Annotated in this window: 19 protein-coding genes; 12 read left to right on the forward strand and 7 right to left on the reverse strand. The window is 71.3% G+C overall.

Features of this window, described 5'->3' with window-relative positions:
* The first annotated feature begins 109 nt into the window (after positions 1-109).
* The 3 genes from ACWEGE_RS20585 (at position 110) to ACWEGE_RS20595 (ending at position 2,305) form a co-directional block, all read left to right on the forward strand.
* Positions 110-469 carry a DUF1844 domain-containing protein gene (locus tag ACWEGE_RS20585; protein ID WP_449662048.1) on the forward strand — a complete coding sequence of 120 codons (360 nt, stop codon included), beginning with the start codon at positions 110-112 and terminating at the stop codon, positions 467-469.
* Positions 470-668: 199 nt separating this feature from the next.
* A complete protein-coding gene (locus ACWEGE_RS20590; protein ID WP_449662049.1) occupies positions 669-1,313 on the forward strand; it encodes a GntR family transcriptional regulator in 645 nt (214 codons plus the stop codon).
* Complete coding sequence (locus tag ACWEGE_RS20595) at positions 1,310-2,305, forward strand: 1-aminocyclopropane-1-carboxylate deaminase (protein WP_449662050.1); 996 nt, start codon at positions 1,310-1,312, stop codon at positions 2,303-2,305. The genes ACWEGE_RS20590 and ACWEGE_RS20595 overlap by 4 nt, the downstream gene beginning before the upstream one ends.
* Before the next feature lie 14 nt (positions 2,306-2,319).
* Here ACWEGE_RS20595 and ACWEGE_RS20600 read toward each other — a convergent pair whose 3' ends face one another.
* The 3 genes from ACWEGE_RS20600 to ACWEGE_RS20610 are packed head-to-tail and all read right to left on the reverse strand — an operon-like array spanning position 2,320 to position 4,405.
* Positions 2,320-2,703, reverse strand: coding sequence for a RidA family protein (locus ACWEGE_RS20600; protein ID WP_086864195.1), 384 nt, complete (start codon positions 2,701-2,703; stop codon positions 2,320-2,322).
* Entirely contained in the window at positions 2,703-3,461 is a 759-nt protein-coding gene (locus tag ACWEGE_RS20605) for an IclR family transcriptional regulator (protein WP_449662051.1), read from the reverse strand. Before ACWEGE_RS20605 ends, ACWEGE_RS20600 begins: the two co-directional genes overlap by 1 nt.
* Positions 3,458-4,405, reverse strand: coding sequence for a sugar kinase (locus tag ACWEGE_RS20610; RefSeq protein ID WP_449662052.1), 948 nt, complete (start codon positions 4,403-4,405; stop codon positions 3,458-3,460). Before ACWEGE_RS20610 ends, ACWEGE_RS20605 begins: the two co-directional genes overlap by 4 nt.
* A gap of 140 nt (positions 4,406-4,545) precedes the next feature.
* Between ACWEGE_RS20610 and ACWEGE_RS20615 the strand changes: the two genes are divergently transcribed.
* Genes ACWEGE_RS20615 through ACWEGE_RS20650 form a run of 8 tightly spaced genes read left to right on the forward strand, consistent with a single transcriptional unit; the run spans position 4,546 to position 14,441 of the window.
* A complete protein-coding gene (locus ACWEGE_RS20615) occupies positions 4,546-5,844 on the forward strand; it encodes an amino acid deaminase (RefSeq protein ID WP_449662053.1) in 1,299 nt (432 codons plus the stop codon).
* Positions 5,844-7,439 (forward strand): N-acyl-D-amino-acid deacylase family protein, encoded by a 1,596-nt coding sequence (locus ACWEGE_RS20620; protein WP_449662054.1) that lies wholly within the window; start codon positions 5,844-5,846, stop codon positions 7,437-7,439. Before ACWEGE_RS20615 ends, ACWEGE_RS20620 begins: the two co-directional genes overlap by 1 nt.
* Positions 7,436-8,824, forward strand: coding sequence for a GntP family permease (locus ACWEGE_RS20625; RefSeq protein ID WP_449662055.1), 1,389 nt, complete (start codon positions 7,436-7,438; stop codon positions 8,822-8,824). The genes ACWEGE_RS20620 and ACWEGE_RS20625 overlap by 4 nt, the downstream gene beginning before the upstream one ends.
* 48 nt (positions 8,825-8,872) lie before the next feature.
* Complete coding sequence (locus ACWEGE_RS20630; RefSeq protein ID WP_449662056.1) at positions 8,873-9,997, forward strand: lactonase family protein; 1,125 nt, start codon at positions 8,873-8,875, stop codon at positions 9,995-9,997.
* An 8-nt stretch (positions 9,998-10,005) separates the two neighbouring features.
* Positions 10,006-11,280: an extracellular solute-binding protein gene (locus ACWEGE_RS20635; protein ID WP_449662057.1), complete on the forward strand. Its 1,275-nt coding sequence runs from the start codon at positions 10,006-10,008 to the stop codon at positions 11,278-11,280.
* On the forward strand, positions 11,280-12,227 hold the full coding sequence (locus ACWEGE_RS20640; protein ID WP_449662058.1) for a carbohydrate ABC transporter permease: 948 nt from the start codon (positions 11,280-11,282) through the stop codon (positions 12,225-12,227). The genes ACWEGE_RS20635 and ACWEGE_RS20640 overlap by 1 nt, the downstream gene beginning before the upstream one ends.
* Positions 12,218-13,072: a carbohydrate ABC transporter permease gene (locus ACWEGE_RS20645; protein WP_449662059.1), complete on the forward strand. Its 855-nt coding sequence runs from the start codon at positions 12,218-12,220 to the stop codon at positions 13,070-13,072. The genes ACWEGE_RS20640 and ACWEGE_RS20645 overlap by 10 nt, the downstream gene beginning before the upstream one ends.
* A 1-nt stretch (position 13,073) precedes the next feature.
* Positions 13,074-14,441, forward strand: a complete 1,368-nt coding sequence (locus tag ACWEGE_RS20650) for a beta-N-acetylhexosaminidase (protein ID WP_449662060.1) — start codon at positions 13,074-13,076, stop codon at positions 14,439-14,441.
* Here ACWEGE_RS20650 and ACWEGE_RS20655 read toward each other — a convergent pair whose 3' ends face one another.
* The 3 genes from ACWEGE_RS20655 to ACWEGE_RS20665 form a co-directional block, all read right to left on the reverse strand.
* Positions 14,442-16,190 carry a M64 family metallopeptidase gene (locus ACWEGE_RS20655; RefSeq protein WP_449662061.1) on the reverse strand — a complete coding sequence of 583 codons (1,749 nt, stop codon included), beginning with the start codon at positions 16,188-16,190 and terminating at the stop codon, positions 14,442-14,444. It lies immediately after the preceding gene.
* Positions 16,191-16,283: 93 nt separating this feature from the next.
* Positions 16,284-16,952 (reverse strand): response regulator, encoded by a 669-nt coding sequence (locus ACWEGE_RS20660; RefSeq protein ID WP_176171321.1) that lies wholly within the window; start codon positions 16,950-16,952, stop codon positions 16,284-16,286.
* On the reverse strand, positions 16,949-18,535 hold the full coding sequence (locus tag ACWEGE_RS20665) for an ATP-binding protein (RefSeq protein WP_449662062.1): 1,587 nt from the start codon (positions 18,533-18,535) through the stop codon (positions 16,949-16,951). The genes ACWEGE_RS20660 and ACWEGE_RS20665 overlap by 4 nt, the downstream gene beginning before the upstream one ends.
* A 145-nt stretch (positions 18,536-18,680) precedes the next feature.
* On the opposite strand from ACWEGE_RS20665, the gene ACWEGE_RS20670 reads away from it, so the two are divergent.
* Positions 18,681-20,024 carry a cation:dicarboxylate symporter family transporter gene (locus tag ACWEGE_RS20670; RefSeq protein WP_449662063.1) on the forward strand — a complete coding sequence of 448 codons (1,344 nt, stop codon included), beginning with the start codon at positions 18,681-18,683 and terminating at the stop codon, positions 20,022-20,024.
* A 98-nt stretch (positions 20,025-20,122) separates the two neighbouring features.
* Here ACWEGE_RS20670 and ACWEGE_RS20675 read toward each other — a convergent pair whose 3' ends face one another.
* On the reverse strand, positions 20,123-20,518 hold the full coding sequence (locus tag ACWEGE_RS20675) for a winged helix-turn-helix transcriptional regulator (protein ID WP_449662064.1): 396 nt from the start codon (positions 20,516-20,518) through the stop codon (positions 20,123-20,125).
* Positions 20,519-20,618: the final 100 nt, after the last annotated feature.

The raw sequence follows: 20,618 nt of genomic DNA on the forward strand, positions 1-20,618 counted from the left end.
CCTGGCGAGACCGGACCCGGCCACCTGTACGGTGACGCGGGTGGGAGCGGGGCTCCACTTGCCGCCCCCGATCACTCGGGGGCTGGTCGCTCGTGGAAGGGTACCAGACGTGTCAGAACAACCCTCCGAACAGGCCCCTTATTCCCCGGACGACCGCCACCTGGCCGAGATCCCCAGCGTGGAGGTGATCAGCCGCGCGGCGGTGATGCTGCTGTCGGCCGGCGCCGAGCGGCTCGGGCTCGCCGACGCCGACCCGGCGACGTCCCCGCACCGAGACCTGGACGAAGCGCGCCGGCTCATCACCGCGCTCGCCGGGCTCGTGACCGCCTCCGCGGAGTACCTGGGCCTGCACGCCGGGCCGTTGCGGGACGGTCTGCAGTCGCTGCAGAAGGCGTTCCGGGAGGCTTCGGCCGTGCCCGACGAGCCCGGCCAGGGTCCCGGCGAGAAGTACACCGGCCCGGTCTACTGACGGCCCCGTTTCCGGCGCCCCGAGGCGGCCTTGGTTGCGTCTGACGCACCGAAGGCCGCCTCGGTTGCACCTGACGCACCCAAGGCCCCATTGGGGCGGGCGGGGCTGGGTGTGCCGATCGCAGCCGCCGAGTCCGTCGCCGAAGCCACCCCGCACCAAATCAGCCACCCCTTGCCTCGGCTGCTGTCCGACATCTAACATGTTAGATGTGAGTCTCTCGAAGGTCACCCGCCCGTTGCTCCGCGACGAGGCTTACGACCGCATCCGCCAGGCGATCGTCGACGGCACGCTGCCGCCCGGCACGCCGCTGCGTGACGGCGAGCTCGCCGACCAGCTCGGCCTCTCGAAGGCGCCCGTCCGCGAGGCCCTGCGGCGGCTGACCGACGACGGCCTGGTCCACTCCAAGCCGCAGAGCTACACGCGCGTCTCCGACGTGATGTCGCCCGACGTGCTCGACGCCCGGGAGATCGTCCGGGTGCTGCACGAGTTCGCCGTCCGCCAGGCCGCCGCGAGGTGCCGCCCGGCCGACATCGCCGCCATGCGCGCGGCCAACGACCGCTTCGCCGCGGCGATCGAGGCCCGCGACATCGCGGCCGCCGTCAAAGCCGACGACGAACTCCACGACGTCCCGGTCCGGCTGGCCGGCAACGCCGCGGTGGCCGCGACCCTCGACCGCTACACCCCGCTCCTGCGCCGCCTGGAACACGCCCGGTTCAGCTCGACGCTGGCCTGGAACTCGGTGGAGCGGCACACGAAGCTCATCGACGCGCTCGAGAAGCACGACACCGGAACCGCCGTCGAGGTGATCTCGACCATCTGGACCGACCTGCTGGAGGAACAATGACCCTCGCCGACTTCCCGCGCTTCCCGCTGCTGTTCGGTCCGTCGCCGGTGCACCCGCTCGAACGCCTCACCGAGCACCTCGGCGGCGCGAAGATCTGGGCCAAGCGCGAGGACGTGAACTCCGGTCTCGCCTACGGCGGGAACAAGACCCGCAAGCTGGAGTACCTCGTCGCCGACGCGCTCGCCCAGGGCGCCGACACGCTCGTCTCGATCGGCGGCGTCCAGTCCAACCACACCCGCCAGGTCGCCGCGGCCGCCGCCCGGGCCGGGCTGAAGGCCGTGCTGGTGCAGGAAAGCTGGGTCGACTGGCACGACCCGCTCTACGACAAGGTTGGCAACATCCAGCTCTCGCGCATCCTCGGTGCCGACGTCCGGCTGGTCGAGGCCGGCTTCGGCATCGGGTTCAAGCAGGCGTGGGAGGACGCCGTCGCCGAGATCGAGGCCGGCGGCGGGAAGCCGTACGCCATCCCCGCCGGCGCCTCCGACCACCGGCTCGGCGGGCTGGGCTTCGCGAACTGGATCGTCGAGCTGGAGAAGCAGGAAGAAGAGCTCGGCGTCTTCTTCGACACCGTGATCGTCTGCTCGGTCACCGGCAGCACCCAGGGCGGGATGGTCGCGGGGACCACGATCGGCAAGAAGCGGCGCATCCTCGGCATCGACGCCTCGGCCAAGCCGGCCGAGACCCTCGAACAGGTCACGCGGATCGCCCGGAACACCGCGGAGCTGATCGGCGGCGGCGAGATCGCGGACGTCGAACTCGACGACCGCTACCACGCCGGGATCTACGGCATCCCCGACAAGTCCACAGTGGACGCGATCGAGACCTGCGCCCGGCTGGAGGGGATGATCACCGACCCGGTGTACGAGGGCAAGTCGATGGCCGGGCTGATGGACCTGGTCAAGAACGGCGAGATCGCGCGCGAATCGAACGTCCTCTACGCCCACCTCGGCGGGCAGCCGGCCCTGAACGGCTACACGAGCGTCCTGGGCTGACCACCCGCCGGAGGTCAGTCCAGCACGCAGAGCACGTCGATCTCGACGAGCAGCTCGCCCGGCAGGCCGACGTACACCGTCGTGCGCGCGGCGTGCGGGGCGTCGCCGATCAGTTCGTTGTAGACCTCGTTGAACGGCGCGAAGTGCGCGGTGTCGGTCAGGTACACCCGGACCATGATCGCGTCCGCGAGGCTCGAGCCCGCCTCCGCCAGCACGGCCTCGATGTTCTTGAACGTCTGCCGGGTCTGGCCCACGACGTCGTCGCCGACGATCGCGCCGGTCGCCGGGTCGAAGGCGACCTGGCCGGCGACCTGCAGCAGGTTCCCCTTGCGGACGGCCTGCGAGAACTTCGCCGGCGGCTTCGGCGCGTTCTCGGTGGAAACTGCCGTCTTGCTCATCAGTGCCCCTTTCCGTTCTCCGTCCATCCACTGTGGACGGAAGCTTCCTTCGTGGCGGCCCGCAGCTCGGGCACCAGCGCCAGCAGGCCTTCGTAGTCGAGCAGCACCTTCGGCACCGACATCGACGCGGCGGCCAGCACCTCGCCGCCGGTCCCCCGCACCGGCGCCGCGATGCAGTGGATGAAGTCCTCGTGCTCGGCGTTGTCGACGGCGTACCCGCGCTCGGCCACGCGCTCCAGCTCCGCCAGGTATTCCGAAGGCGTGGTGATCGTGTTCGGCGTCCGGACCGGGTACTCGATCGACCGGGCGATCTCCTCGCGGCGGGCCACGGGCATCGCCGCGACCAGCACCTTCCCCACCGCGGTGCAGTGCAGCGGCGCGCGCTTGCCGATGCGCGAGTACATCCGCACCGAGTGCCGGCCCTCGAACTTGTCGATGTAGACGACTTCGCCGTCCTCGTAGCTGGCCAGGTGCACGGTGTGGCCGGTGCGCGCGTTGAGGGCGGCGAGCGCGGGGTGGGCGCTGCGCCGGACGTCGAAGGAGTCCAGGGCCTGGTTGGCCAGGTCGAACATCGCGCTGCCCAGCCGGTAGTGCCGGGCGCCTTCGCGGCGGACGAAGTGGTGCTGTTCAAGGGTGCGCAGCAGCCGCAGCACGGTCGACTTGTGCACGCCGATCTCGTCGGCGAGGTCGTCGAGGGTGCGCGCGTCCCGCGCGATCGAGGTCAGCAGCGTCAGCGCGCGGTCCAAGCTCTGGCTCATGTCCGTACCACGCCCTCTCCGGTCAGCCGCGCCGCACGCCACTCGTCCGGGTCGGCGTGGAGCAGGGTATCCACGACCTCCCGCGGCAGCGGCACCCCGACGTCGTCGTGGGTCAGCAGCGTGACGGCGGCCTGGAGGTGGCCTTGGCGCAGGCGTTCCAGCGGCGTGGCGCCGCGCAGCGTCGCGGCGAGGAACCCGGCGGCGAACGCGTCGCCGGCGCCGACCGGCTCGACGACGTCGACCTGCAGCGCGGGCGCGAACAGCGGTTCGCCCTCGACCAGCGTCGCGCCGCGTTCGCCGTGCTTGACGACGAGCGTGCGCGGCCCCGGCAACAGCGCCCGCAGCTCGGCCGGGTCACCGGTCCCCCACACCTGCTGGGCCTCGTCGTCGCCGGTCAGCACGATGTCGGCCTGCCCGGCCAGTTCGGCGAGCAGCCCGGGGTCGCGGCCGGTCCACAGCGCCGGCCGCAGGTTGACGTCGAACGAGATCAGCCGGTCGCCGCGGGGCAGCTCCAGCAGGGCGCGCACCAGGGCAAGACAGCTCTCCGACAGCGCGGGCGTGATCCCCGACAGGTGCAGCACGCGGACGCCGTCGAGGTCCAGCCGGTCGAGCAGGGACGGCCCCATCCCGGACGCGGCCGAGCCCGCCCGGTAGTAGCGCACGGGACTGCCGCCGGCGCCGCTTTCCTTGACGTAGAGCCCGGTCGGACGGGTCGGGTCGACAACGCAGGCACTGACGTCGACGCCGTGGGACGCCACCTCGCGCAACATCGCCCGGCCGAACGGGTCGTCGCCGACCGCGCTCACCCAGCCGCTGCGCACGCCGAGGGTCGGCAGGTTGCAGGCCACGTTCGATTCGGCCCCGCCGATGGTGCGCACCCAGCGCTTCACCTCGTCCGGCGGGCCGGGTTCGGCGGGCACGAACAGCGCCATCGTCTCGCCCACGCACAACACCTCGGGCCCGCTCGTCACTTTCCGTCTCCCCTGTCCGTCGCCCCGTTGACCTGTGGCGACCCGGATGCTACACCTATGGCACTCAAAATGCGCAACAGTCGTTGCAGCATACGCAACAGAGGTCGCCGCCGATGAAGCCTTGCACGATGGACGCCGCCGCGCTCGCCCAGCTCCGCCGGGAGCGGATCGACTGGCGCTTCCGCAACGCCGCCCCCGCCCTGACCGGGCTCACGCTGGACGAAGCCGCGGAGCGTCGGCTGAACCTGTTCACCGACGGGTTCTTCGCGCCCTTCGTCGTCCTCGACGACGAAGCGCTCGAGCACAACCTGCGGACGATGGCCGCCTGGTGCGCCGCCCGCGGCGTGGAGCTCGCCCCGCACGGCAAGACGACCATGGCCCCCCAGCTGTTCGCCCGCCAGATCGAGCACGGCGCATGGGGCGTGACCTGCGCGAACGCCGGTCACCTCCGGATCTACCGGGCGTTCGGGGTGTCCCGGATCCTGCTGGCCAACCAGCTCCTCGACCCGGCGGGCCTGCGCTGGCTGGCCGGCGAACTGGCGGCCGACCCCGGGTTCGAGTTCCTCTGCTGGGTCGACTCGGTCCGCGGCGTCGAGCTGATGACCGCGGCCCTCGACGGCGCCCAGCGCCCGGTCGACGTCCTGGTCGAACTGGGCGCCGACGGCGGCCGCACCGGCGTCCGCGACACCGCGACCGCGCTGGCGATCGCCGAGGCGGTCCACGCGAGCCCGGCGCTGCGGCTGCGCGGCACCGGCGGCTACGAAGGCGCGTTGTCGCACGACACCGACGAAGCCGCGCTCGCCAAGATCAGCTCCTACGTGGACGGTCTGCGCGACCTGGCGATCTCGTTCGCGGGCAAGGGACTCCTCGAGGGACAGATCATCGTCACCGCGGGCGGCAGCGCGTACTTCGACCAGGTCGCGAACGAGCTGACGAAACCGTGGCCGGACGGCCTCGACGTGCTGCCGGTGCTGCGCAGCGGCGCCTACCTCACCCACGACGACGGCTTCTACCGCGAGATCTCCCCGCTGGGCGACCACCCGCGCATCGACGGCGTCGACTCCTTCCGGCCGGCGCTGCGGGCCTGGGCGCAGGTGACGTCGAAGCCGTCGGACGAGCTCGCGCTGCTCACCATCGGCAAGCGGGACGCGTCCTTCGACGAGGGCATGCCCGAGCCGCAGCTGCGCCGGGCACCGGCCGGTCCCGCCGAGCCGCTCGAAGGCCACGTCGTCGCGAAGATGAACGACCAGCACGCCTTCCTCACCCTGCCGCCGGGCTCCCCGGTCGAGGTCGGCGACTGGATCGGCCTCGGCCTGTCCCACCCGTGCACGGTGTTCGACAAGTGGCCGCTGCTGCCGGTGACCGCGGCCGACGGCGAAACCGTCGCCGGCTACGTCCGGACGTGGTTCTGATGGACGTCGTCGTCCGGAACGCGCTGGTCGCCGACGGCACCGGCGCCCCGCTCGCCCGCCACGACGTCGGCATCGGCGACGGCAGGATCGCGGACGTCGCCGACCCGGGCTCGCTGACCGGTACCCGCACGATCGACGCCGACGGCCTGGTGCTCGCGCCCGGGTTCATCGACATGCACTCGCACTCCGACCTGCAGCTGCTGGCCAACCCGGAGCACCCGGCGAAGATCACCCAGGGCGTGACGACGGAGGTGCTCGGCCAGGACGGGCTGTCGTACGCGCCGGTCGACGACACTGTGCTCGAGGCGCTGCGGCAGCAGCTGGCGGGCTGGAACGACGACCCGGCCGGGTTCGACTGGAACTGGCGCTCGGTCGGCGAGTACCTCGACCGGCTGGACCAGGGTATCGCCGTCAACGCCGCCTACCTGGTGCCACAGGGCACGGTCCGGATGCTCGCCGTCGGCTGGGCCGACCGGCCCGCCACCGAAGCCGAGCTGAACCGGATGAAGGAGCTCGTCGCCACCGGCCTGGCCGAGGGGGCGGTGGGGATGTCGTCCGGGCTCACCTACACGCCCGGGATGTACGCGGAGACGAGCGAGCTGGTCGAGCTGTGCCGGGTGGTCGGCGAGCTGGGCGGGTTCTACAGCCCGCACCACCGCAGCTACGGCAAGGGCGCACTGGAGGCCTTCGCCGAAATGGTCGACGTGAGCCGCCGGTCCGGCTGCCCGCTGCACCTGGCCCACGCGACGATGAACTTCTCGGTCAACAAGGGCAAGGCGCCCGACCTGCTGAAGCTGCTCGACGACGCCCTCGACGACGGCTGCGACATCTCGCTGGACACCTACCCGTACCTGCCGGGCGCGACCTACCTGAGCGCGCTGCTGCCGAGCTGGGCCACCGAAGGCGGGCTGGCCGCCACCCTCGCCCGGCTGTCCGATGTGGACGAACGGGAGCGGATCCGCGCCGAGATCGAGGAGTCCGGTTCGGACGGCGCCCACGGCGTCCCGATCGACTGGGACGCCATCGAAATCAACGGCATCCGCCACGAGCACAACGCCCACCTCGTCGGGCACAGCGTCGCCGCGTCGGCGTCGAAACAAGGCACCGAACCGGCGAAGCTGTACTTCGACACCCTGCTCGACGAGCGGCTCGGGACGTCGTGCCTGATGCACGTCGGACACGAGGAGAACGTCCAGGCCATCATGCGGCACCGCACGCACACCGGCGGCAGCGACGGCCTCCTCGTCGGCGCCCGGCCGCACCCGCGCGCGTGGGGCACGTTCCCGCGCTACCTGGCCCGGTACGTCCGGGAGCTCGGCGTGCTGGAGCTCGCCGAGTGCGTCGCCCACCTGACCGGGCGGGCCGCCCGCCGGCTGCGGCTCACCGACCGCGGGCTCGTCCGCGCCGGGTACGCCGCCGACCTGGTGCTGTTCGACCCCGAAACGATCACCGACACCGCCACCTTCGAGGACCCGCGGCAAGCCGCCACAGGCCTCACCCACGTCTTCGTCAACGGCATCGCCGCCCTCGACGACGGAAGCCCCACCGGCGCCCTCGCCGGACACTCCCTGCGCAACCCCCGGAGAGCCCGATGATCCACTGGCTGCAACACACCACGGGCGGGCTGCTGACGCTCGCCGCCGTCTCGATCGCCGTCCTGCTCGTGCTGATCATCAAGCTCAAGCTGGAACCGTTCATCGCGCTGATCGTCGTCGGCCTGCTGACGGCGCTGGCCGCGGGCCTGCCGGTCGGCACGATCGTCGGCTCGGCCCAGAAGGCGTCGGACTCCCTGCTGGAGAAGGGGTTCGGCAGCATTCTCGGGCACATCACGGCGATCATCGGCCTGGGCACGATCCTCGGCTCGATCCTGGAACGCTCGGGCGGCGCCAAGGTGCTCACCGGCGCGCTGCTGCGGTCGTTCGGCGAGAAGCGGGCCCCGCTGGCCATGGGCGTCGCCGGGTTCGTCTTCGGCATCCCGGTGTTCTTCGACATCGGCATCTTCGTGCTGGCCCCGCTGGTCTACGTCGCCGCGCGCCAGGGCGGCAGGTCGCTGGTGCTGTACGCGATGCCGCTGCTGGCCGGCCTGTCGATCACGCACGCCTTCCTGCCGCCGCACCCGGGCCCGGTGGCCGCGGCCGGGCTGCTGCACGTCGAGCTCGGCTGGATCATCCTGATGGGCCTGGCCTGCGGTATCCCCGCGTTCCTGATCGGCGGCGTGCTGTACTCGACGTGGATCGGCAAGCGCATCACCGTCGACGTGCCCGAGGACATGGTCTTCGCCGAAGAAGAGGGCGAGAAGGAAGCGAACCCGCCGTCGCTGGGGCTGGTCGCCGCGATCATCGCGGTGCCGCTGGTGCTGATCCTGGCGGGCACGTTCGGCAGCATCTGGCTGCCGAAGGGCTCCGCGCTCGCCGGGGTCGCCGCGTTCATCGGGACCCCCGCGGTCGCGCTGACCGTCGCCGTGCTGCTCGCGTCCTGGCTGCTGGGCCTGCGGCGCGGGTTCACCGGCAAGGACCTCAACGAGCTGGCCGCGAAGTCGCTGCGGCCGGTGGCGATGATCCTGCTGGTCGTCGGCGCGGGCGCGTTCTTCGGCGCGGTGCTCTCGGCGACCGGGATCGGCAAGGCCGTGGCCGACTCGCTGCACGACGCCGGGCTGCCGGTGCTGCTCGCGGCGTACGTGATCAGCTGCGGCATGCGGATCGCGCAGGGTTCGGCGACCGTCGCCATCGTGACCACGAGCGGGATCATCGCGCCGACGGTGGCCCAGCTCGGCTATTCGCAGATCCAGCTGGCGCTGCTCGTGATGGCGATTTCGGCCGGCTCGATCATCGCTTCGCACGTCAACGACGGCGGGTTCTGGATCGTTTCACGGTACTTCAACCTCACCGTGCCGCAAACCATCAAGTCCTGGACCGCGCTGGAAACCGTGCTTTCCCTTTCCGGATTCGGGGTTTCGGCATTGCTCATGGCCGTGGTCTAGACCATACTGGAGTCCGTCACCGCCGAAACCCGTTGGGAGACAAAGACGATGACCGGACTTTCCCGCCGCACGTTCCTCGGCGCCGCGGCCGGCGCGGGCGCCGCCACCGTCCTGGGCAGCTCGCTCGCGTCGGCCGCCACCACGCCGAAAGGCTGCTTCGCCGGAGGAACCGTGTACATCGGCAGTTACACCAGCGGGGCGACCGGGCACGGGCTCGACGTCACGACCCGGTCCGGCGCCGCGCTGAACCCCGTCCGCACGGTGCCCGGCATCACCGACACGTCGTGGTTCGACCGCAGCGCCGACGGCAAGACGCTGTACGTCACCAACGAAGGCGACCCGGCCGGGTACGTCTCGGCGCTGGACATCGCCGATCCCGCGAAGCCGAAGCTGCTCAACAAGGTGTCTTCGAAGGGCGGTGCGCCGACGCACCTGTCGGTGCATTCGAGCGGGAAGTACGTGCTGGCCGCCAACTACAGCTCGGGCAGCGTCGTGGTGCTGCCGATCCTGGCCGGCGGCAAGCTCGGGGCGGCCACCGACCTCGTCACCCACCACGGCGCCGAGCGGGACGCGCACGCCCACCAGGTCGTCAACGACCCGACCGGCCGCTGGGTGCTGGCGGTCGACCTGGGCGCGGATTCGGTGTACGTCTACGGCTTCGCCGCCGGGAAGCTTTCGCTGCACCAGCAGCTGAAGCTGCCATCGGGCGCCGGGCCGCGGCACCTCGCTTTCGACCGCACCGGGAAGTTCGCCTATATCCTCGGCGAGCTGCGAGCTGAGGTGACGGTGGCGAGCTGGGACGCGGCGGCGGGGAAGCTGAAAGCGCTCTCCGTCGTCCCGGCCGTGCCCGCCGGGAGCACCGGGGACCAGTTCCCGGGCGAAATCCACGTTTCCAACGACGGGAAGTTCGTCTACGCCACCGTCCGCGGTCCGAACACCCTGGCCACGTTCTCGGCCTCCGGCGCCACGCTGAAGCTGGTGTCGAGCGTGCCGACCGGCGGGAACTGGCCGCGGCACGTGGCCCTCGACCCGTCCGAAAGCTGGTTCTACGTCTCGAACCAGCGCTCGGGCACCGTCACCTGGCTGCCCCGCGACCCGGCCACCGGCCTGCCCGGCGCGCCCGCCGGCCAGCTCGCCGTCGGCAGCGTCAACTCCGTCTACTTCGCCTCGTGAGGTTCACCATGAGACTGCTGCCCTTCGTCGCCGCGCTGGCCCTGCTGGCCGGCTGCGCACCCACCCAGTCCGCGCCCGCGGGCGGCGGCGGGGACGACAAGACCGGCACCGTCCGCGTCTGGCTGTTCGACGAAGCCAACCGCGCGCCGAAGGAGGCCGCGGTCAAGGACGCCATCACCGAGTTCAAGGCCGCGCACCAAGGCGTCGAGGTCGACGTCCAGTGGGTGCCGGTCGAGGGCCGCGCCGACAAGTTCTCCGGCGCCTTCAACGACCCGGCCAACGCCCCCGACGTCGCCGAGTTCGGCAACACCGACGTCTCCAGCTACGCGGCCACCGGCGCGCTGGCCGACCTGACCGGCGACCTCGCGGCGTGGCCCGAGGGCAAGGACCTCATCCCGACCGTGCTGGACACGGCGAAGTCCGGCGGCCAGACCTACGGCCTGCCCTGGTACACCGGCATCCGGGCGCTCTACTACCGCACCGACGTCTTCACCGAGCTCGGCCTGAAGCCGCCGTCGACGCTGGCGGAGCTGACCGACACCGCCCGCCGGATCCGGGCCGCCAAGCCGGACCTCTACGGCATCTCCGTCGGCGGCAAGTACACCTACGCCATGCTGCCCTTCCTCTGGGCCAACGGCGGCGAGCTGGCGCAGGACAACGGCGGCAAGTGGAAGTCGACGGTCGACGGCGAGCAGACCAAGGCCGGCGTGACGCAGTACGCGTCCCTGCTCAAGGACGACATCTGCCCGCCCGCGCAGTGCGCGAACCTGACCGGCACGCAGAGCGTCACGGCGTTCGCCGGCGGCAAGGCCGGGATGACGATCGGCGGCGACTTCAACCGCAAGGCCGTCGAGCAGGGCGCGGTGAAGGGCAAGTACGCCGTCGTGCCGATCCCGGGCACGACAGCGGGGAGCACCGCCCCCGCGTTCGCCGGCGGCAACCTGCTGGGCGTGTTCAAGGCGAGCAAGCACCGCAGCCTGGCGCTGGAGTTCGTCGAGCTGCTCGGCGGCGCGAAGTACCAGGAGAAGATGTACACCGCGATGGGCAACCTGCCGACGCTGGGCAGCGTGCAGCAGAAGCTCGCGGCGAACGACCCCTTCCTCAAGCCGTTCGTCGACACGCTGAAGGCGGGCACCAAGTTCGTCCCGGCGACGCCGGCCTGGTCGAAGATCGACAGCCAGAACGTGCTGCCGACGGCCGTGCAGCAGATCGCCACCGGTGGCAAGGACCCGGCGGCCGCCCTGACCGACGCGGCCGCGGCGATGAACAAGGCATTCGGCTAGTGGTGGCCCTCCAAGAGGCCCCTTCCGCCACGGCGCCCGCGCGGCGGCCGCGGCGGAAGGGGGACGGCCGGGCCGCCGCGCTCTACCTCGCCCCGGCGGGCGTCCTGCTCGCCGCGCTGCTGGCCTACCCGATCTACCAGCTGGTCCTGATCTCGTTCTACGACTACGGCCAGCCGCAGGCCGCGGGCAACGCGCCGCTGGTGTTCCTCGGCTTCGCGAACTACGCCGACCTGCTGTCCCAGGCGCAGTTCTGGACCGTGCTCGGCAAGACGGTCGGGTTCGCCGCGGCCTGCGTCGTCGGCTCGCTCGTCGTCGGTACCGGGCTCGCGGTGCTGGCCTCGCGCGTGCGCTCGCTGCCCCGGACGCTGCTGTTCCTGGCCGCGCTGGGCGCGTGGTCGACGCCGGCGATCGCGGGCTCCTACGTCTGGCTCTTCCTCTTCGACACCGACTTCGGCCTGGTCAACGAGGTGCTGTCGGGGATCGGGCTGCCGCTGCAACACCACTCGTGGACCTTCGGCACGCTCGGCGCGTTCGGGCTGGTCGCGGCCGAGGTGATCTGGTGCTCGTTCCCGTTCGTGCTGGTCACCATGTACGCCGGGATCAAGGGCGTGCCGGACGAGGTGCTCGAAGCCGCGTCGCTCGACGGCGCGTCGGCGTGGCGCACGACCTGGACGATCGTGCTGCCCATGGTGCGGCCGCTGCTGATGATCGCCACCGTGCAGTCGATCATCTGGGACTTCAAGGTGTTCACCCAGATCTACGTGATGACCAACGGCGGCGGCGTCGCCGGGCGCAACCTCGTGCTCAACGTGTATGCGTACCAACAGGCTTTCGCCGGGCAGGAGTACGGCCTCGGCTCGGCGATCGGAGTCGTGATGACGCTGTTGCTGCTGTCGGTCACCGGGCTGTACGTCCGGTCTCAGCGCCGGAGCGCGGCATGGCTCTAGCTGTCCGACGGCCCGGCCGGCTGGTCGCCGAGGCCGTCACCGTCGTGATCGCCGGGATCGTCGCGTTCCCGCTGTACTGGATGCTGCTGTCGGCGGCGAAGCCCGCGGGCGAGATCCAGTCGGCTTCACCGAAGCCGTGGACGGTCCACCCGTCGTTCGACAGCTTCTCCCGCGTGCTCACCGTGTCGGGCTTCGGGCGGTACTTCGTCAACAGCTTGCTGGTGGCGCTGGTCGTCGTGGCGCTGTCGCTGGTCATGTCGTTCCTCTCGGCGGTGGCGCTGACGCGGTTCTCCTTCAAGTGCCGGACCGTGCTGCTGGTGATGACGCTGGTCGCCCAGATGGTGCCGGTGGAGGCGCTGACCATCCCGCTGTTCTTCCTGATGCGCCAGATCGGCGGGGTCGTGCCGGCGTTCGGCCTGAACGAGCTGGGTTCGCTGGTGCTGGTGCACCTGGCGTTCAGCCTGCCGTTCGCGATCTGGATGCTGCGCGGGTTCGTCGCGGCGGTGCCGGTGGAGCTCGAAGAAGCCGCCAAGCTCGACGGCGCGTCACGGGTGCGGTTCACCTGGCAGATCCTGTTCCCGCTGGTCGCGCCCGGGCTGGTGGCCGTGAGCGTGCTCGCGTTCATCCACGCCTGGAACGACTTCCTGTTCGCCAAGACGTTCATCGTCTCCAAGACCGAGAACCAGACGCTGCCGCAGGCCATCCTGGTGTTCTTCAAGCCGGAGGACACCGACTGGGGCGCGGTGATGGCGTCCTCGACGCTGATGACGATCCCGGTGCTCGTGTTCTTCGTCCTCGTCCAACGACGGCTGGTGTCCGGCATGGCCGGCGCCGTGAAGGGCTGAAATGGCTTTCGACACCCTGCTCCCCCGCCCGGTTTCGGTGACACCTTCTCCCGGAACCTGCCCCTGGCCGTCCACTGTGGACGTTCGGGCCGCCGACCTGCCGCCGGAGGGCTACCGGCTCACGATCTCCCCCTCGGGCGTCGTGCTGGAGGTGGCGGATCCCGCCGGGGAGGTCTACGGGCGGGAGACGCTGCGGCAGCTGGCGGGTCCGGCCGCGTTCCGGGTGGCCGGCTTCGCCCCGGCGCCGCTGCCGTGCGGGGTCGTCGAAGACCACCCGCGGTTCGCGTGGCGCGGGTGCCTGCTCGACGTCGCCCGGCACCACCGGACCAAGGCCGAGGTGCTCCGGTTCGTCGACCTGCTGGCCGCGCACAAGCTGAACGTGCTGAACCTGCACCTCACCGACGACCAGGGCTGGCGCTTCGAGGTGCCGGCGTTCCCGCGCCTGACGTCGGTGGGCGGCTGGCGGCCGTCGTCGATGGTGGGCAGCGGCGGCGTCCAGGACGGCCGTCCGCACGGCGGGTTCTACACCGGGGACGACCTGCGGGAGATCGTCGCCTACGCCGCTTCGCGGGCCGTCACGGTGGTGCCGGAGATCGACATCCCGGGGCACGCGCGGGCGGCACTAGCGGCTTATCCGTCGCTGGGGACGTCGTCGTCCTACGAAGTCTGGGATTCGTGGGGCATCAGCACTTCGCTGCTTTCCCCGTCGGAGTCCACTCTGGACTTCTTCCGGCAGGTGTTCGACCACCTGCTGGAGATCTTCCCGTCCGAGGTGATCGCGCTGGGCGGCGACGAGACGCCGGGCGCGACCGACGAGCACCGCGCGTTCGTCCGGCAGCTGGCCGAGCACCTGGTGGCCCGCGGCCGCACCCCGATGGGCTGGGACGAGGTCCTCGACTCGGCCGGCCTCCCGCCGATGGTGATCGGCGCGTGGCGCAACGAGGACGCGGGCGTGCGCGCGGCGTCGGCGGGGCACGACGTGGTGCTGTGCCCGGAGCAGCACGTGTACCTGGACCACCGGCAGTCCGCGGACGCGGACGAGCCGATCCCGGTCGGCTGGGTCCACACACTGGAGGACGTCCACGCGTACGAGCCGGTGCTGACCGGGCCGCGGCTGCGCGGGGTGCAGGCCCAGGTGTGGAGCGAGCACCTCGACGACGTGCGGCGGGTCGACTACATGGCGTTCCCCCGGCTGTCGGCGTTCGCGGAGGTGGCCTGGAGTTCCGGGCCGCGCGAGTACGCGGAGTTCCTGCCGCGGCTGCGCGACCACCACCTGCCGCGGCTGGACGCGCTCGGCGTCGAGTACCGGCCACTGGCCGGGCCGCACCCGTGGCAGACCCGGCCGGGCGTGCCGGGCCGGCCGCGGTGATCACGGCAGCAGCGTCACCGTGACCGACTTCGCCGGGCCCACGTTCCCCGCCGCGTCGATGGACCGGTACTCGATGCGGTGCTTGCCGTAGCCCGGTTTCCGCTCCGCGAACGGTGACACCGTCAGCCCGCCCTCGCCCAGGTTGCCGTAGGCCAGGCCGTCGATCTCCGTGCCGCGCGGGGTGAACAGGTACGGCGCGCCGGGGTCGGTCGGCCAGCCGTAGAACTTGTGCCAGCCGTCGCCGTCCACGCGGAACTCCGGCATCCCGTCCGGGGAGGTCAGGCGCATCGTGAACGAACCGTGGTACTCGCCGCCCGGCGGCAGCTCCGCGGTGGTCACCGGGCCCGTCGCGTCCACCGGCCAGGTCAGCGTCGTGCCGCCGGTCGTGGCCGTCAGGGTGTGCGAGCCGCGGGGCACGTCGAGGGCGAAGTCGGAGCCGGTCCCGGCCAGGCGGCCGTCCAGCCGCCAGAGGACCTCGGGGATCGAGCCGGTCGGCTCGCCGGTTTCGACGTAGACCACGTCGTGGCCGCCGACCGGGCGCGACACCGGCGTCGAGGCCACCACCGCCGGGCCGCCGGCGGGCGGGGTGACCACCGCCGTGTCGACCGTCCAGGTGCGGGTCGCCGACGGGCGGGCGGCCGGGTCGCGGACGAACGGGGTCGGATCGGTCACCGTCGCCGTCAGCGTGTGCTTGCCCGGCTTGACGTGGGCTCGGCGCAGGTCGACCGCGTCCCGTCCGGGCAGCCGCGTGCCGTCGAGCGTCCACGTGACGTCCAGGCGGTGGTCCACCGGGTGCATCGGGCGCACCCGGACGACGCGGTCGGCGCCGATCGTGCCGGCCGGGGTGCCGCCCGCGACGAGCGGGACCTTCGCCGCGATCCGCTGCGTCATCCGTTCGCGGCCGACCTGGTCGAACGCGTAGCCGAGCGTCTTCATCATCGAGTGCCTGCTCGGCCGCCAGACGCCGGTCTGGGTGTACAGGCCGCCTTCGAACCGGCCGATCGTGCCGCCGGACTCGCTGGGTTCGCCGAGCCAGCGCCACCACTTGGCGTGCTGGGCGCGCATCTGCTGTTCGGTCAGCAGCGTGTGGTGGATCGAGTCCGGCTCGCCGCCCTCGTACGCGCCGCCGGGGACGTTGCGGGCGTAGTAGTCGTACTCGTCGTCGAGGCCGCCGAGCGAGTGGCCGAGTTCGTGCGGCGAGATCAGCGCGGACAGGGCGTTCCCGCCGGACGCCGTCGCGTAGGTGCCGCCCGCGCCGCCGTAGGTGGAGCTGTTGCCCAGGGCCAGGATCTGGCGGTTCGCCGGCGTCGTGCCGGGCACGAGGTCGGCGTACCGCTGGGCGGCCGCGTCGTCGACGGTCAGCAGCCGCTGCACGCTCTGCGGGTTGCAGCCGCCCCAGAAACCCATGTTCAGCGGGGTGTCGCGCTTCGGCGCGGCCAGACCGGGGTCACAGTCCACACCGGACTCCGGCGAGGCGATGGAGATGGCGTAGACGTTGAAGTAGCTGCGGTAGGACTTGAACGGCTCGAGCGACCACAGGGTGCTGACGTGCCGCTGGACGTCGGCGAAGAACTTCGGCCGCTCGGCGGCGGTGTAGCCGTCCCCGAGGACGACGAGGTTGAACCGCTGCGCAACGGGCCCGGTGACCTGCACCTCGGTGACGTCCGCGGCAGGCTCCGCGGCGGACGCCGGAGTGGCGAGCCCGAGGGACAGTACGAACGCTGCGAAGAACCCGGCCCACTTCCGCATGGCGGCACTCCCCTGGTCGGTGATCTTCCCGGTCTACCGCACGGGGAGCGTCGCCGGAACCGCCGGAAGTCGCAGAGGCGGAGGTATAGGTCGTTATACGCGGGTCAGGCGGTACCAGACCTCCGGCCGCCCGACCTGGCCGTAGTGCGGTTCGCGGTGGGCCATCCCGTTGTCCGCCAGGTACTCCAGGTACCGCCGGGCCGTCACGCGGGAGGCACCGATCGCCGAAGCCGCCGCGCCTGCCGAAAGGCCCTCCGCCGCGCCGGAGAGTGCGTCCGTGATCGCCTCCAGGGTCTGGACGCTCATCCCCTTCGGCAGCGGGGGCTGCTCGGTCGTGCGCAGTGCGCCGAGGGCCCTGTCGATCTCCGCCTGGCCGGTGACCTCGCCGGACGCGTCGCGGAATTCCGCGTAGCGCTCGAGCTTTTCGCGCAGTGTCGCGAACGTGAACGGCTTGAGCAGGTACTGGACCACGCCGACCGACACCGCCGCCTTGACCAGGCCGAGGTCGCGGGCCGAGGTCACCGCGATGACGTCGATCGGGAGCCCCGCCGCGCGCAGGGAGCGGCAGACCGCCAGTCCGTGCGTGTCCGGCAGGTAGAAGTCCAGCAGCACCAGGTCGACCGGCTCGCGCTCGCAGAACCGCAGTGCCTCGCCGCCGGAGTGGACCACGCCCGCGACCGCGAACCCCGGCAGCCGTTCGACGTAGACGCGGTGTGCCTCGGCGGCCACCGGCTCGTCCTCCACCACCAGCACGCGGATCACCGGGCCGCCTCCTGCCGCGGGAGCCGCACGGTGAACACCGCGCCCGCGTCGTGCCCGACCTCGACCGTGCCGCCGTAGCGGCGCACCGCCTGGCCGACCAGCGCGAGGCCGAGCCCGTGGCCGTCCTCGGCCTTCGTCGACCACCCCCGCCGGAACACGTCCGCGCCCTCGGGCACGCCGGGCCCGGTGTCGGCGACGCGCAGCAGCAGGCCGTCGTCGTCGGTGCGGGCGGTGACGACGACCTTCGGGTGCCCGGTGCCGCGCGCGGCCGCGTCGAGGCCGTTGTCGATCAGGTTTCCGAGGATGGTCACCAGGTCCCGGGCCTCGACGCCGAGCGAGACGTCGTCGATCACGGTGTCCGGCGTGACCGCCAGCTCCACCCCGCGCTCGCTCGCTTCGGCCGCCTTGCCGAGCAGCAGCGCGGCGAGCACCGGCTCGGCGACCGCGCCGACGACCCGGTCGGTCAGCTCCTGTGCGAAGGCGAGCTCGGCGGTGGCGAACTCGACGGCCTGCTCGGGTTTGCCGATCTCGACGAGGGAAACCACCGTGTGCAGCCGGTTCGCCGCTTCGTGCGCTTGCGACCGCAACGCCTCGGCGAGGCCGCGCGCGGTGGTCAGTTCCCCGGTCAGCGACTGCAGTTCCGTGTGGTCGCGCAGGACGACGACGGTGCCCTGCGCGCGGCCGCCCGAGCGGACGGCGGTCGTGCTGACCAGCAGCACGCGCGAGTCCGTCAGGTGCAGTTCCTCGGCCCGGTTTTCCGCCGACGTGAACGCCTCGGCCAGCCCGTCCGGCAGGCCCAGCGTCGCCAGGTCGCGGCCGACCGGGTCGGCGTCGAGGCCGAGGAGCGTGCGCGCGCCGTCGTTGCAGAGGCCGATCCGCCCGTCGCGGCCGACGAGCAGGACGCCTTCGCGGACCGAGTGCAGCACGGCTTCGTGGTACTCGAAGAGGTTGCTCAGCTCGTCCGGCGCGACGCCCCGGGTTTGGCGCCGCAGCCGGGCGCTGATCAGCCAGCCGCCGAGCGCCCCGACCAGCACGACCGCGCTCGCCACCCCGAACAGCGGCCACAGCCGTTCGCGCAGCTCGGCCGAGATCGCCTTGACGGTGATCCCGACCGCGACCAGCGCGACCACCCGGTGGCCGGCGTCGAACACCGGCACGATCGTGCGCACCGACGGGCCGAGCGAGCCGGTGTAGGTCTCGGTGAGCTCCTCACCCTGCTGCGCCTTGTCGATGTTCCCGATGTAGTGCTGCCCGATCAGCGCCGGCGTCGGGTGCGTGTACCGGATCCCGGCCGGGCTCATGATCGTGATGAAGTCGACGTGGGCCTGGTCCTTGAGGCGCAGCGCGAACGGCTGGAGCACCGCGCTCGGGTCCGGCTTCCCCACCGCCGCCACGACGCTGGGCTCCTCGGCGACCGTCACGGCGACCGCGCGCACCTGGTCCTCGGCGTTCTGCTCCACCGCGTGCTGCGCGTCGATCCAGGCGAAGGTGATCCCGGCACCGGCCAGCACGCAGAGCACCACCAGCTGCAGCACGAGCAGCTGGCGCGCGAGGCTCCAATGGGACCGCAACGTCGGGGGCACCTCCTCATACCAGCACACCGCTCGGGCAGCTGTCCGAACGGGACGGTGCGATCATCACACGAACTCAATGAACACAAGTGAGCCGGATCACCGAACTCGGCCTACAGTGTGCCGCAACCTGAACACCCCCGAGCTGGAGGCAACGGTGCCTACACCGACCCCCGACGCGGCGCCGCGCCGCCGCGACAAGACCCACTACCTGTACCTGGCCGTGATCGTCGCGGTCCTGCTCGGGATCCTGGTGGGCTTTCTCTTCCCCGGTTTCGCCAAGGGCCTGAAGCCGCTGGGCGACGGGTTCGTCAACCTGATCAAGATGATGATCTCGCCGATCATCTTCTGCACCATCGTGATCGGCGTCGGCTCGGTCGCCAAGGCGGCCAAGGTCGGCAAGGTCGGCATCATGGCGCTGGTCTACTTCATCGTGATGTCGACCTTCGCGCTCGCCATCGGCCTGGTCGTCGGCAACCTGCTGCACCCGGGCGAGGGGCTGCACCTCAACCCCGCCGACGTGAAGAGCGTCCAGAAGTCCGCGACCGGCTCGGAAGGCCCGGTCGACTTCCTGCTCCACATCATCCCGAAGACGTTCGTCTCCGCCTTCACCGAGGGCCAGGTCCTGCAGACGCTGCTCATCGCGCTGCTGGTCGGGTTCGCGCTGCAGAAGCTGGGCCCCAAGGGCGCCCCGATCCTGCGCGGCGTCGAGCACATCCAGCGCCTGGTCTTCCGGGTGCTGGCGATGATCATGTGGGCCGCCCCGATCGGTGCGTTCGGCGCGATCGCCGCGGTGGTCGGCGCGACCGGCTGGGCGGCGCTGAAGAGCCTCGCGGTGATCATGATCGGCTTCTACGCGACCTGCCTGGTGTTCGTGTTCGTCATCCTCGGCCTGGTGCTGTGGATCGGCGCCCGCGTCAACATCCTCAGCCTGCTGCGCTACCTCGGCCGCGAGTTCCTGCTGATCCTCTCGACGTCGTCGTCGGAGTCGGCGCTGCCGCGGCTGATCGCGAAGATGGAGCACCTGGGGGTCGGCAAGTCGGTCGTCGGCATCACCGTGCCCACCGGGTACTCGTTCAACCTGGACGGCACGGCGATCTACCTGACCATGGCGACGTTGTTCATCGCCGCGGCCCAGGACGAGCCGCTGTCGATCGGCGCGCAGATCGGCCTGCTGGTGTTCATGATCATCGCGTCGAAGGGCGCGGCCGGCGTCAGCGGCTCCGGCATCGCGACCCTGGCCAGCGGCCTGCAGTCGCACCGGCCGGAACTGGTCAACGGCGTCGGCTTCATCCTCGGCATCGACCGGTTCATGTCGGAGGCCCGCGCGCTGACCAACTTCGCCGGCAACGCGGTCGCGACCGTCCTCATCGGGAACTGGACCAAGGAGTTCGACCGCGAGCAGGCGGAACGGGTGTTCGCCGGGACCGCGCCGTTCGACGAAGCCACCTTGATCGACGAGGAGCGGCAGCCCGAGCCCGAAGAGGTCGCGGTGAGGTAGTTCCCTGAACGTTCGTGCCCATGCCCCCGCTGTGCACGAACCACCGCGGGCCGCGGTGCGAGTCTCCCCGACCTCGCACCGCGGCCCGTTCCACGTCTTCAGGAAGCGGCGTCGTAGGCGACGCGCGCGGCCGCGATGTCGTCGCGGTGCTGCTCCGCCCAGCCGAGCAGGCCGTTCAGCGACTGGTACAGCTCCTTCGCCATCGCCGTGGCCTCGTACTCCACCCGCGGCGGGACGGTCGGGTAGATCGTGCGGCGCAGCAGGCCGTCGCGCTCGAGGTTGCGCAGGGTCAGCGTCAGCATCCGGCGGCTGATCCCCTGGACCGAGCGTTCCAGCTCGGTGAACCGCACCGGGCCGCGGATGGCCTCCAGGAGGATGCCGATCGCCCACTTGCCGCTGATCCGGTTGATGACCTCCAGCACGGTGCAGACGTCGAGTTTCTCCGGGTCGATCTCGGTGACCTGGACAGGTACACCGATGTTCCCCTGGGACATGAAAGTGCCTCCTTACGCGAGCACTCATGGTCACACATGATGGGCACTGTTACAAGAAGTGCCCTGGCGACGACCAGGGGAACTCTCGACTGGAGGGGCC

The organism is Amycolatopsis sp. NPDC004747 (assembly GCF_053601335.1).

What these genes read in the sequence shown, in the direction of transcription:
- ACWEGE_RS20635 (WP_449662057.1), top strand. Translation starts at nt 10,006, where the DNA reads ATGAGACTGCTGCCCTTCGTCGCCGCGCTGGCCCTGCTGGCCGGCTGC.
- ACWEGE_RS20615 (WP_449662053.1), top strand. Translation starts at nt 4,546, where the DNA reads ATGAAGCCTTGCACGATGGACGCCGCCGCGCTCGCCCAGCTCCGCCGG.
- ACWEGE_RS20625 (WP_449662055.1), top strand. Translation starts at nt 7,436, where the DNA reads ATGATCCACTGGCTGCAACACACCACGGGCGGGCTGCTGACGCTCGCC.
- ACWEGE_RS20600 (WP_086864195.1), bottom strand. Translation starts at nt 2,703, where the DNA reads ATGAGCAAGACGGCAGTTTCCACCGAGAACGCGCCGAAGCCGCCGGCG.
- ACWEGE_RS20650 (WP_449662060.1), top strand. Translation starts at nt 13,074, where the DNA reads ATGGCTTTCGACACCCTGCTCCCCCGCCCGGTTTCGGTGACACCTTCT.
- ACWEGE_RS20655 (WP_449662061.1), bottom strand. Translation starts at nt 16,190, where the DNA reads ATGCGGAAGTGGGCCGGGTTCTTCGCAGCGTTCGTACTGTCCCTCGGG.
- ACWEGE_RS20645 (WP_449662059.1), top strand. Translation starts at nt 12,218, where the DNA reads ATGGCTCTAGCTGTCCGACGGCCCGGCCGGCTGGTCGCCGAGGCCGTC.
- ACWEGE_RS20630 (WP_449662056.1), top strand. Translation starts at nt 8,873, where the DNA reads ATGACCGGACTTTCCCGCCGCACGTTCCTCGGCGCCGCGGCCGGCGCG.
- ACWEGE_RS20620 (WP_449662054.1), top strand. Translation starts at nt 5,844, where the DNA reads ATGGACGTCGTCGTCCGGAACGCGCTGGTCGCCGACGGCACCGGCGCC.
- ACWEGE_RS20675 (WP_449662064.1), bottom strand. Translation starts at nt 20,518, where the DNA reads ATGTCCCAGGGGAACATCGGTGTACCTGTCCAGGTCACCGAGATCGAC.
- ACWEGE_RS20605 (WP_449662051.1), bottom strand. Translation starts at nt 3,461, where the DNA reads ATGAGCCAGAGCTTGGACCGCGCGCTGACGCTGCTGACCTCGATCGCG.
- ACWEGE_RS20595 (WP_449662050.1), top strand. Translation starts at nt 1,310, where the DNA reads ATGACCCTCGCCGACTTCCCGCGCTTCCCGCTGCTGTTCGGTCCGTCG.
- ACWEGE_RS20590 (WP_449662049.1), top strand. Translation starts at nt 669, where the DNA reads ATGTTAGATGTGAGTCTCTCGAAGGTCACCCGCCCGTTGCTCCGCGAC.